The 12,002-nt window shown below is 36.4% G+C and carries 14 protein-coding genes; 4 read left to right on the forward strand and 10 right to left on the reverse strand.

Annotated elements, in window-relative coordinates; all coding sequences use genetic code 11:
• Positions 1 to 534: 534 nt before the first annotated feature.
• The 5 genes from QZ276_RS02230 to QZ276_RS02250 all read right to left on the reverse strand — a co-directional run bounded on the left by QZ276_RS02230 (position 535) and on the right by QZ276_RS02250 (position 5,207).
• Positions 535 to 723, reverse strand: coding sequence for a hypothetical protein (locus QZ276_RS02230; RefSeq protein ID WP_292484890.1), 189 nt, complete (start codon positions 721 to 723; stop codon positions 535 to 537).
• A gap of 149 nt (positions 724 to 872) precedes the next feature.
• On the reverse strand, positions 873 to 2,108 hold the full coding sequence (locus QZ276_RS02235; RefSeq protein ID WP_292484891.1) for a SufD family Fe-S cluster assembly protein: 1,236 nt from the start codon (positions 2,106 to 2,108) through the stop codon (positions 873 to 875).
• Positions 2,087 to 2,839 carry an ABC transporter ATP-binding protein gene (locus QZ276_RS02240; protein ID WP_292484911.1) on the reverse strand — a complete coding sequence of 251 codons (753 nt, stop codon included), beginning with the start codon at positions 2,837 to 2,839 and terminating at the stop codon, positions 2,087 to 2,089. Before QZ276_RS02240 ends, QZ276_RS02235 begins: the two co-directional genes overlap by 22 nt.
• Positions 2,840 to 2,994: 155 nt before the next feature.
• Positions 2,995 to 3,225 (reverse strand): DUF2769 domain-containing protein, encoded by a 231-nt coding sequence (locus QZ276_RS02245; protein ID WP_292484892.1) that lies wholly within the window; start codon positions 3,223 to 3,225, stop codon positions 2,995 to 2,997.
• Positions 3,226 to 3,278: 53 nt separating this feature from the next.
• A complete protein-coding gene (locus tag QZ276_RS02250; RefSeq protein ID WP_292484894.1) occupies positions 3,279 to 5,207 on the reverse strand; it encodes a hydantoinase/oxoprolinase family protein in 1,929 nt (642 codons plus the stop codon).
• Positions 5,208 to 5,425: 218 nt separating this feature from the next.
• Here QZ276_RS02250 and QZ276_RS02255 point away from each other — a divergent pair, with 218 nt between their 5' ends.
• Both QZ276_RS02255 and QZ276_RS02260 read left to right on the forward strand, forming a co-directional pair.
• Positions 5,426 to 5,593, forward strand: coding sequence for a hypothetical protein (locus tag QZ276_RS02255; protein WP_292484895.1), 168 nt, complete (start codon positions 5,426 to 5,428; stop codon positions 5,591 to 5,593).
• A 164-nt stretch (positions 5,594 to 5,757) separates the two neighbouring features.
• Positions 5,758 to 5,931: a hypothetical protein gene (locus QZ276_RS02260; protein WP_292484897.1), complete on the forward strand. Its 174-nt coding sequence runs from the start codon at positions 5,758 to 5,760 to the stop codon at positions 5,929 to 5,931.
• Between the two features lie 11 nt (positions 5,932 to 5,942).
• Here the strand turns inward: QZ276_RS02260 and QZ276_RS02265 are convergent, their stop codons facing one another.
• The 5 genes from QZ276_RS02265 to trpD are packed head-to-tail and all read right to left on the reverse strand — an operon-like array spanning position 5,943 to position 10,385.
• A complete protein-coding gene (locus tag QZ276_RS02265) occupies positions 5,943 to 6,500 on the reverse strand; it encodes an adenylate kinase family protein (RefSeq protein ID WP_292484899.1) in 558 nt (185 codons plus the stop codon).
• Between the two features lie 25 nt (positions 6,501 to 6,525).
• On the reverse strand, positions 6,526 to 7,116 hold the full coding sequence (locus QZ276_RS02270) for an aminodeoxychorismate/anthranilate synthase component II (RefSeq protein WP_292484901.1): 591 nt from the start codon (positions 7,114 to 7,116) through the stop codon (positions 6,526 to 6,528).
• 2 nt (positions 7,117 to 7,118) lie between these two features.
• A complete protein-coding gene (gene trpE / locus QZ276_RS02275; RefSeq protein ID WP_292484903.1) occupies positions 7,119 to 8,687 on the reverse strand; it encodes an anthranilate synthase component I in 1,569 nt (522 codons plus the stop codon).
• Positions 8,687 to 9,367 carry a phosphoribosylanthranilate isomerase gene (locus QZ276_RS02280; protein WP_292484905.1) on the reverse strand — a complete coding sequence of 227 codons (681 nt, stop codon included), beginning with the start codon at positions 9,365 to 9,367 and terminating at the stop codon, positions 8,687 to 8,689. The genes trpE and QZ276_RS02280 overlap by 1 nt, the downstream gene beginning before the upstream one ends.
• A complete protein-coding gene (gene trpD / locus QZ276_RS02285) occupies positions 9,321 to 10,385 on the reverse strand; it encodes an anthranilate phosphoribosyltransferase (RefSeq protein ID WP_292484907.1) in 1,065 nt (354 codons plus the stop codon). The genes QZ276_RS02280 and trpD overlap by 47 nt, the downstream gene beginning before the upstream one ends.
• 223 nt (positions 10,386 to 10,608) lie before the next feature.
• Between trpD and QZ276_RS02290 the strand changes: the two genes are divergently transcribed.
• On the forward strand, positions 10,609 to 10,833 hold the full coding sequence (locus QZ276_RS02290; protein WP_292484913.1) for a ferredoxin: 225 nt from the start codon (positions 10,609 to 10,611) through the stop codon (positions 10,831 to 10,833).
• A gap of 167 nt (positions 10,834 to 11,000) precedes the next feature.
• Positions 11,001 to 11,981, forward strand: a complete 981-nt coding sequence (gene thiL / locus QZ276_RS02295) for a thiamine-phosphate kinase (protein ID WP_292484909.1) — start codon at positions 11,001 to 11,003, stop codon at positions 11,979 to 11,981.
• The last annotated feature ends 21 nt before the right edge of the window (positions 11,982 to 12,002 follow it).

Consider the following 12,002-nt stretch of genomic DNA (forward strand, 5'->3'; position numbering starts at 1 on the left):
CTTTGTACGTATTGCTTTTTCCTCTAGGGCTTCCAATTATTGCTAATACTTCCATTTCATCCTATCCTTATCATTTTACTCAAATAGATAGGATATTATATATACTTAATCTGTACGCTGGATTAATGAACAATTCAAAAATTAAACTGCGATCGAGTTGTAAACTATTACCTGGCTAAAGATCAAGGGGCTTCAGAAGGAATTAACTCCAATGAACCTTAACCTTCAAATAATACAAAAATTTTTATTATACACTTGCTGAATTTCGGTTTATTAAATATTCAGCATTAAGGCTTTGTAGAAAAATTATATAAATCGGCATCATTGAGCTTAAAAAAATAAAGAATCCAATTATTATTTATCAGAAAATTGAGGATTTCTACAGAGCACCAGAAACCTTATTTTATAAATGAAGCGTAAAACCCCGATGTATTTAGAAGGACTTTGTAAATTGAAAATTTACAAATATCTTTAAATCTTTGATTTAAAGAGTAAGATTCTTTGGAGTAAACTCTTTCTGAAGCCGCTTGGTTTTTAGCCAAGTGGTAGTTCACTACTGATTGATGCAAGTGTATATCTGGTTTCTTCAGCCAGTTCATTCATTGCGATTTCATCGGGTTCTATGAAAAGCCGGGCAAAAAGAGTTGCAGGAAGTTCGTCCATACTATTGGCTTTTCCGACTTCCTGATAAAATTTTATAAAACCCTGATCTATTGAGTCCATAATACCAACGTTTATTATTTTTAATAATTATTAAAAATAGTTAAATAAAGTAATGGTATTTAAACTTGTGAAGTGACAAATAATCAAAAACAAAAGAGTAAAAATAGTCAAATGGAAAACTAAATCTGTTTACCCGTAGGCACACTCAATTACATCGCATGTTCACCGATTTTATCTATGGTTTCGTTTATATCATTTTCCAGTTCATCCGGAAGACCTTTAATTCCAACATCAAGGAAACCCCGGACAATCATACCAACAGCCTCATCTTCACTTAAACCACGGGACATGAGGTATTCAACCTGATCTCTGGCTATTTTACCCACTGCTGCTTCATGAGTTAACTCAACATTCTGGAGATTTGCCTCCAGAATCGGTATAGCTCTTTGAGAACCATCATCACTTAAAACCAGTCCTCTACATTCAAGGTGACCTTTTGCATCATCGGCATTACCTTCCATTTCACCTCTAGCCACTACATTTCCACCTGTTGTGATGGTTCTTGAAATCAACTCTGCTTTTGTTTCAGGTGCATTGAATACTGCTTTACTACCAAGGTCCAATTCAGACCCGGGATGACCTACTGCAATGGTATTAAACCTAGCAACTGCTCCCTTACCATCAAGGAAAGCAGTAGGGTAACTCTGGATTGATTTAACCGGTTTCAAGGCTATATAATTGTTAATAAATGTGCCGCCTTCTTCAACCTTAACTTTTGTTCTGGGTCTTACACCAATGTCTTCAGCCCAGTTATGTACCATAGTAAAGGTCAATTTACCGCCTTTTTTAACATACATCTCTGAAATTCCAAGATGAAGCCCGCTCATAACTTCTTCCTTTGTTGTACAGCCGGTAATGATTTCAAGTTCTGCATTTTCTTCCACAATTATAATATTGTGAACTGTCTGAGATACTTCTTTATTACCAAGAAGCAGACAGGTCTGCACCGGTAGTGTTTCCTTTTTACCTGCATGTGCTCTTATGAAATAACCGTTAGGTTGCTGGAGATAGGTTGCAGCAGTATATTTATCAGCATCTACTGGAACAAGATTCCATGCATAATCATCCAGCCAGTCATATTTTTCCCTTGCCTGCTTTGTTGGTATAAGTTCTACATTTTCACTTTTTGTTGAACTGTAAGAAACTGCATTATTAAGAACTACAAGACTTCCTGACCTGCCTTCACCGGATGGTACCACTCCTGTATTAAGAAGCTGTTTCTGGGTCTTCTCATCCCATTCTGTAAGGGTTTCCACCTGCTCTGATTCGCTAGGTGCTATTTCATATTCACTAAGGTCAAAATCCTGACCATATGATGCCTTTTTATCAAGAGCTTTTTCAGCCCTTTCCTTTAAATCTTGTTTTAAATTTGATTTAGTTTGCATCTGATACACTCCTCATATCCCTGTGATTTGATTTCATCTAAAAGTTTTCTTGGATTGCCTGAACACATGATTTTGCCACTACACATTATATAGGCTCTGTCTGCTTCAAGATAATCAAGTATCTGTCCTGTATGGGTGATAATAAGGGCTGATTTTCCTTTTACACTCCTCTCACCGATACATTCCAGGTTTGCATTTAACATCTCCTGGATTTTTGTACCCACTTTGTTTATACTTACAAGATCTACCCCTGATTCAGGTTCATCGATAAGGTACATACAGGGATTCTGTGCTATCAGCTGCAACAGCTCTGAACGTTTTATTTCACCACCTGAAAATCCGACATTGATTTCTCTGTCCATAAAACGTTTCATATCCAGCTCTTCTGCAACTTTATCAATATCCATGTTTTCTTTGGATATTGCTTTTATAAGACTGGATAGTTTAACTCCTGTCATATTGGGCGGTCTCTGAAGCATTATACCCAGACCTTTTTCAGCCCTTTCATCAACTGAAAGGTTGGTTATATCTTCACCGTTGAAAAGAATCCGACCTTCAACAACTTTATAATCGCCAAAACCCATGATCGCCCTTAAAAGTGCGGATTTGCCTGACCCATTGGGACCGAACAGTACGTTGGTGTAACCAAAATCCACTGTTAAATTAACATTGTTTAGTATTCTTTGCCCACCATCAGCAGGCTCAACTGACAGATTTTCTATTTCAAGCATTGACATTGACATATTCTCCCCTGTTATAGGACATATAAACAAAATTTTTAAGATAATGCGGTAGTTTGAATGATTTTTAGTTTATACCAGTAAATTAAAATTGTGATAGGAGTACTTAAATCAATCCCTGATAAGGTTTATATAAAAAATGTAATTCAAGTATTCTGGCAAAAATAATCACCTTCAAGCCTGAATTTTTTATACAATTCACATTCGCTACATAAACAGCCTGATTCCTTACCCGATGGTTTATTTATCCCTCTTGCACAAAACATCATTTCTCCTGTTTGCGGATACGATGGACAAACAGTACATTTACAGGCTTTAGCATGGTGATAGGACGGACATATTCCAAAATATCTTCCATAATTATTTGAATTAACCATTTTACATTCCGTTTATCTAAAAAAAGATAGAAAAAAGTATCTATTGGTTATATTTAGGACTTTTCACCATGTTTAGCCAACCCGAAAACAACCACTCTTGACTCCATAGGGGTTTCCCAGCCGTCAGGAGTGATTTCTTTTTTATCCATATCTATCTGGATATGGTTCGGATCAATACCAATATCTTCCATATAATCCAGAATTATTGATTCTCCCAGTTTTCTTGCATAATCCAGTGCTTCATGGTAACCATTACACTCTACACGCCCATTTTCAGAGAAAACATAATAATCCCAACCTGGTGCGAAAATAGATGTACGTCTTATCAGGACTTCAACTCTTCTCATACCTTTTGCAGATAGCGCCCCTACAGCGTTACCAACACTGGAGTTATCAGGAACTTTTATATCTGCATCGATTAATTCTTTTAAATCCTCTGAAAACGCACTCACAGGACCTCCGATTAAAACAACCGGTATATTGATTTTATATTGTACTGGTGATTCAATATCAAATGATTTGCGTATTTCATTTTTTGAAATCCCTTCAAAGAAGAAGGAAACTAAATTGGATGCCATGTTCTTGGTAAATTCCTGTTTAACAAATTTACAGAACTGGTATTTATCATCCATCCTTGCCAGTGAAGCGAGGTAATCAGCCCCTATATTTGCAGCCTCTACATTACGTTCAGTATAATTTCCAAGAACATGGAGTGCATCTGTTGGTGTAAATCCGATAGGCTGTACCAGACGTTTTTTTATGAGGGATTTGAGAAGTTTCCTTGAAGGATATTTGTTAATTCTGTCCTTTATTTCAGAAATTGATGTTGGTTCATCCTTTATCGCATCAAAAATTTCTCTTTCACCTTCATCTATTTCAAGTGGTTGGTATCCGCTTTTAATAAAAAACCTTGTTGGCTGGTAGTTTTCGCTTTCAAGGTTGACAGGTGACAGAGGATTTCTCTTTAACAGGTTCAAAAAATCAGGATACATCACAGCTGCTCTACATAAAGGGATTACTCGCCCAGAACCAAAATTAACCTCATTTTCCTTGACCCAAATATGGCTATCTCCTCCCATTGCAGATGTTTCCATATTAATGGCTTTTACTTTGGTTTCCCAACCACCTACAACTGCCCCTTTATCGCTCATTTTCGGTACACTATTGTAGATAACAGAAATATCTGTACTTGTACCTCCTACATCAATCACCGCACATGAATCGTTTCCTGTCAGAAAAGCACCACCAACAAGACTTGCTGCAGGTCCTGAAAAAATCGACTCAATTGGTTTTTCTAATGCTTTTTTGATTCCAACAACTGAACCGTCGCATTTGAGCATGAAGATATTGGCATCCATGCCTCTGGACTTTATTTCGGATTCAACTGTATGCATGAATTTGTCTGTCACAGGAATCAACTGTGCATTGAAAAAAGCAGTAACAGCCCTTTCAAATGCACCAAGGTCCTGTGATAGTTCATGTGAACAGACAACTGGATGGTCTGTTACCAGATTTATCCATTCCCTGACATCTTCCTCATGATCTGGATTTCTATTGCTGAAAAAAGATGAAATGGCAAAAGCAGAAACTTTATCCTTTACCTTATATACAAAATCTTCAATCGATTCAATGTCAAGAGGTGCTTTTTCACCACCTTTATGATTATGTCCCCCTGAAACCTGTATGTAATGTTTTGTAGGCAATTCCTGTTTAAAATCAAAATCACCTATAAGTATCAATCCTACAGGGAAACCTGTGCCTTCAAGGATACTGTTTGTGGAAAGTGTTGTGGAAACAGAAACTGTTTTTACAGATTTAAGGTAGCTTTCATCCAGACCGTCTATTGCATTTTTAATACCTGCCATAGGATCAGGATAGGTTGTCAGTGCTTTATTAGCTCCTATTATTTTTTCATCCGAATTCCTTAAAATCACAGCATCTGTATAAGTTCCACCGGCATCAATTCCAAGACTGTATTTCATTTTAATTACCTCATTAAATTAATGTAGATAACAAGAACATAAAAAGATTTTACATAAATGTATCGTGTTTCTACATCGATGTTAACTTCTAAAAATAATTAAAAGCTATCAATGCTTTTATAAAAAATTATGAAACTGAGTTTCAAAAATAATATTAGAAATTAAAAACAGTATCTAATAATTAACTTTAATAATTTATTAAACATGGGGGTTTGTAAATGGGAGATGAATACATATGTTTAGCCTGTGGGTCTATCATAGACTCTGAATCAAAAATTGAAAACTATAGTAAATCAATAGAAATATGTGAATGTTGTGGCAAACCGGTTACAAAAGAAGTGGCAACAAATAAAACATTAAAAACACCAGAAGCTATACCAAGATAAATTAGCTTTTGGAAATACAAAGCAACTACAAATTAAACTCTGTTTAATTAACCCAGAGCATAGGACATAAGTTTTATCTCGTGCTGGCAAAAAGTTATTATGTCTGGTTGCTGTAGATTAAGTACAGAGTTTTATATCTTAAACTTTTTTTAGAGGGGTTCATCATGGGTCTTGCTGATAGAGAATACACCAAAAGAGATAAAGACGGCAGAGTTGAATGCCTATCAAAAGATACGAATACATCATCTGCCGGTAATATAACCCAAACCAAAAATATAATTGATAAAATCCGATGTTTTTTACAATCACTAAAACAAAAATTAAAAAACCAATTTTAAGACCTTAACAATTAACTGTACCAACCCGATGTCCAGTCCACTGAACCAGGTTTATATTTTGATTCTATATCTTTAATGTTATCGTTTAACAATGCTGTTATAATTTCATCTACATTTGATGCAATATTGTTTAGAGTTCTGTTGGTTGTGTCCACTTCAAAAACCCTGCTGCACCATTCTACTGATTCAAAAAGGATTACATCCAGTTCTTCTGCATCTACATTCTCCTGTATTTTTTCGTTGGAGTAACCGCGTGATGTTAACCTTTTTTCCAGCTCTTCAAGTGATGCCCTGAGTACAATAATATTATCTGCTATATAGTGAGATAAATGGCTTTCAAGTATGGTTACAGATTTATCGTTATTTTCTTCTGTTATTTCTGATACTCTTTCAGATATCTTATCCATGTCTGCAACCACAGAATCCCGTTCTTCATCCTCATATTTGTACAGATTCTCGTTTTTAATCATCTCGTTTAGATGGATGATATTGTACCCAAAATTTGTTTCAAGAAAATTACTTAAAGAACTTTTTCCTGTTCCTGGTGTGCCTGTTAGTCCAACCAACATGGTTTAAGAGAAAGTTTTCCAGATATTAATTTTTGCGGAAATTCCGAACTATATTTAAAAAATTTCCAATCAATTTCAATCCATCAGGTGTAAGCACTGATTCTGGATGAAACTGCAACCCATAAACAGGATACTTTTTGTGTCTTACAGCCATGATAATACCATCTTTTGTAGTTGCAATCGCTTCCAATTCAGATGATAATTTCTCAATTCCCAGAGAATGATAACGTCCTGCTGTCATGGGATTGGATATACCCTCAAAAATAGGTGAATTGTCATGTAGAACCTGATGACCTTTACCATGAACCGGTCCTCCTGTAGAGTGGCTTACCGTCCCTCCAAAAGCCGTGTTTATTGCCTGATTTCCAAGACAAATACCAAGTACTGGGATTTCTGCACAAAATTCACGTATTATGTCAGTACACGAACCAATATCGTTTTCATATTCAGGATTTCCCGGACCCGGAGATATCACAATTACATCCGGATTAATGGATTTTACTTCTTCAAGTGTTATTTTGTTGGACATTACAACTATATCTGGCTCATATATGGAAAAATAATCTACCAGATTCCACACAAATGAATCCTTGTTGTTTATAAAAAGTATTTTCATATTTATCCCCTTATTGCACTAAGCATTGCCGCCATCTTTCGCTCGGTTTCCCTGTATTCATATTCAGGACTGGAATCCGATACCACCCCAGCACCTGCCTGTACATAGGCAGTACATTTGTTTATAAGTACAGTTCTGATAACTATAGCAAAATCCGCATCACCGTTCCATGAATAATACCCCACTCCTCCGCCGTAGATTCCGCGTGATGATTTTTCTAGGTTATCGATTATTTCCATCGCCCTGATTTTAGGAGCTCCTGACAATGTTCCTGCAGGAAATATTGCTCTGGTTGCATCGAACTGGTCGCACTCATCACGTAATGTTCCTTTTACAGTACTTTCGATATGCTGGACATGAGAATATTTAACAACCTTCATGAAATTTTCAAGTTTTACAGACCCACTTCTTGAAACCATGCGTACATCATTTCTGCCAAGGTCTACAAGCATAACATGTTCCGCACGTTCTTTTTCATCATTCAGCATAGAAGATGCGTATTCCCTGTCTTTATTTTCATCTTTACCACGTGAACACGTTCCTGCGATAGGGTTGGTAATAACTTCTTTATTATGAACTGTCATAAGAGTTTCAGGACTTGCACCGACAATACTCAAATCCCTGAAATTGAAAATATACATATAGGGGCTGGGATTAATATTTCTCAGTTTTTTGTAAAGGTCAAGTGGTGTTTGTTCTATATTAACTGCATATCTTCGGGAAAGCACAACCTGGAATATATCCCCATCAAGGATATGCTGTTTTGCATTTTCTACCGCTTTCTCAAAATCATTTCTGTCTATATTACATACCGGTTCCATTGAATCTGTTTTTGATTCGGGTAATGTAGATATTTCAAGACCTGATGCATCATAGAGATAATTGTATAACTCCTCTGCCTCTGATAATGCTGTATTATATACTAATTCAGGACTGCTGTTTCTTGATATAAACGGTGTTACTACAATATACACATCACCTGTAAGATGGTCAAAAACAAAGGTTTTTGTTGTAAGAGCATACTGTAAATCTGGTGTGTCAGTTTCGTATTTTTTATCCACATCCAGCCAGCAGTCATATACAATATCATATCCGTTGTAACCGATTGCTCCCCCGAGAAACGTCTGTCTATCAAAATTCTTTTGATTTAAAAGGTTTACTCCGTCTGCAGTAGGAAATACCGCTCTTAATGCGTCCAGTACATCATAACCTTCTTTTATTCTTCCCTGACAGAAATTGCTATTACCTGATTCATCAGTGCAAACATGTCCGATTTTAGAACCGATGTAGTCCACAAAATCCGAGTTTTTAAAAAATTCCAGTTTCAGATTTCTATCATTTATTGTAAGCAATGCATCCGGGTCAAAACCAACAAACGAAAATCTTGCATGTTTTTTCTCTTTTTCAACAGACTCAAGTAAATAGGAACACCTGGATTTTTGCAGCAGTGTATATAGCTGCAGGGGTGTACAGTCGGTTTCAACTTTTGCCATTAGCTGGATTATTGCAGGTTTTTCAGATTTTTCAACCAGATTGATGAATTCGTTTTTGTTTAAATCAAAAGAAAGCATTATGCATTCCTCGCCTCATGTATGAATCTATGGATTTTATCAATGTCTTTTGTATTCTTGGTTTCCACACCTGATGCAACATCAACTGCATAGGGAGATACTGTCTGGACTGCTTCTCTTACATTATCGGGATTGAGCCCTCCTGCCAGAATCACAGGTATATCCACATTGTTCATAATGGTTTTACTAATTTCCCAGTTATGTACAGTCCCGCTTCCACCGGATTTTGTATCGGTTTTTGAATCCAGCAAAATTGCGTCCAAAAGTCCCTGATTTTTTAGGTTATTAATTGTATTTTCAAATTCACTGATAACCCCGGATGACTCTGAGTTTCCAACTGGAACTGAACAGGTTTTTACAATCGGTATGTCTAAACGGTTTTTCATGTATTCAAAATCATCAGCATTGATGTTTCCGTGTATCTGCACAATGTCAGGTCTGACTGTTTCAACCATTGATACCGCCTGAACTCCTGAATCCGGCATGATAACAAGAACTGAATCCATAAACAATGGCACAGAATGTATAAGTTCTTCTGCTTTCTGGATATTGATTTTTCTGGGTGTGTCAACAGGTACATCCACTATAAAACCCACTGCATCCGCTCCGCATATGGACGCTTTTTTTATATCATCAGTGGATTTCATACCGCAAATTTTGATACGTATTGCATGTTTCATTTGTTGACCCTGAATTTGCTTTCTGGAAAGTTCTGAATTCATCCAGTTTTTTCAGTGCCTTTCCACTATCGATTGTTTCTTCTACAATAGATACTCCTTCTTTAATTGATTCTGCAAGTCCTCCCACATAGAGAGCCGCTGCTGTGTTTATGACAACTATATCTCTCTTTGGTCCTTTTTCACCGTTTAAAATATAGAGTATGTCCTGTGCATTCTCACCAGGTGTACCACCTACAATTTCATGCGGAGCTGCACGTTTAAACCCGAAGTCTTCAGGTGTCAATGTATAGGTATGTATCATACCATCCTTTAATTCTGCAACATAGGTTTCGGCTATGTTGGAGATTTCATCCATACCTTCACCATGTACTACAATTGCATGTTTTATACCCAGTTTTTTCAGTGTCAATGCCATAGGTTTACAGAGTTTTTTATCATAAACACCTATAATCTGTGAATTTGCTCCTGCTGGGTTGGTTAATGGTCCCAGAATATTGAAAATGGTCTGCATTCCCAGACTTTTCCTGATTGGTGCTACTTTCTTCATTGAGGGATGGAACACCGGTGCAAGCATAAAACCAAAACCAACTTTTTCAATGCAGTTGCAAACTTCATCTGGTGTCTGGTCTGTCATGATGCCAAGTTCGCTTAATACATCAGCACTCCCTGATAATGAGGTTACAGAGTGGTTGCCGTGTTTTGCTACTGTCACTCCTGAAGCAGCAGCAATGATTGCCGATGCTGTTGATATATTGATTGTATTATGTCGGTCTCCACCTGTTCCACAGGTATCTACAAGTGTTTCGCTAACTTCGGGATTAATAAGGTTTGCAGCCTTTTTCATACCTCTTGCAAATCCAGCCAGCTCATCGGTTGTCTCCCCTTTTATCTTCAACGCTGTTAGAAGTGCCCCTATCTGGGCATCTGTAGATTCATTAAATATGTCAGTAACAGCATTTTCTGATTCTTCTATAGTCAGATTCTGCCCTTCGGTTAATTTTTGAATATATGATTCCATGATAGACCCAAACTAATGCTTTAATGTATAATTATATACATAAAAGTACAATGTTGTGACAAAATATAAAAGTTATTGTTCAAAAATTTTTTACAGTTTGTCGATGATTAAAGTAAAATAGACTTAAAGAGAATATAATATACAGCAAAAAAATTCAGTTCAGTAATAAAATTGGTACCTTTAATAAATAAGTTCAAAATAATTGCCCAATGGAACTATAAACATGGCTGACAAGAAAATTAAATTTTCAGATAATGTCCCGGGGTCATACTACGTAGATGTCAAATGCATTGCATGTCATTTATGTGTACAGATTGCACCTAATAATTTTAAAATGAAAAATGGATATGCTTATGTTTATAAACAGCCTGAAAATGAAGAAGAGAAAAACTCCTGTGAAGATGCTGTCATGATTTGTCCTGTAGAAGCAATCGGAAATGACGGCTGAATCGGAAAATAAATAACAAATAGTCTATCCAAAATTAATGTTAGGATTAAAGCTAACAAAAAGAATAAATTAATATTGTTGAATGCTAACTCATCCTGTATATATTAGTTTGATGGTATGGATATAAATCATTTATAAATCCCTGTATAAGAGATAGATGGTTCGGCATGGATAAATCAAATCCTATATCTGCAATTGGTGAAAAATCGCTTATAGCACATATATCAGACATATTTAATACTTCAAAAAATGCCTGTATAGTAAAAGGTGCTGGCGAGGATGATTGTGCTGTAATAGACCTTAACAATGAAGAGTTTATGGTTGTTACAATAGATATGCTCCACAGGAAGACTGATTTCCCTTCCCAGATGTCAGCGTGGCAAATTGGATGGATGTCTGCGGCTGTTAATTTTAGCGATATTGCTGCAATGGGTGCCTGTCCCATAGGTTTACTTGCTGCTTTTGGATTGCCTGAAAATATGGAACTGGGGTTTATAGAGAATGTATCACAGGGTATGAATGATTGTGCGAAATACTGTAATACTTCTGTGGTGGGTGGAGATATAGACAAGCAAGATGAACTGACCATAACAGGCACTGCACTGGGTCGTGTTGATAAAAATAATTTATTAATGCGAAGAGGAGCAAAAACTGGAGATTTTGTCTGTGTTACCGGTCATACGGGGTCTGCAGGTGTTGCTCTTTATGCGATTGAAAATAAACTTGGGGTCGATGATAATTTTTTAAAAGCTCTTTTTGAACCAGTACCCAGAACTCATGAAGCACAAAAACTTGCTCAATCCGGTGCTGTAACCTCAATGATTGATACAAGCGACGGACTTGCCATGTCCCTCTATGACCTCTCTTTGAGCACTCAGGTCGGATTCAGAATATATGAAGATAAACTTCCTATTTCAAATGAAACCTATTCTATTGCAGATAAAAAGAAAGCTATTGATTTTGCACTGTATTCAGGCGGTGATTTTGAACTGCTGTTTACTGTATCACCTGAATTAAAATCTAATGCATCTAATTCATGTGATTTTAAAATAATTGGAGAAGTAATAGACGCAGAGAAAGGAATTGTACTGGAAAGTACTGATAAAAATCAAGAGGTAATAAATAGAAAAGGATATGAACAGTTATAATTCATAAACCATACTAACAAA

Source organism: Methanohalobium sp. (assembly GCF_018609725.1).
Classification (GTDB): Archaea; Halobacteriota; Methanosarcinia; order Methanosarcinales; family Methanosarcinaceae; genus Methanohalobium.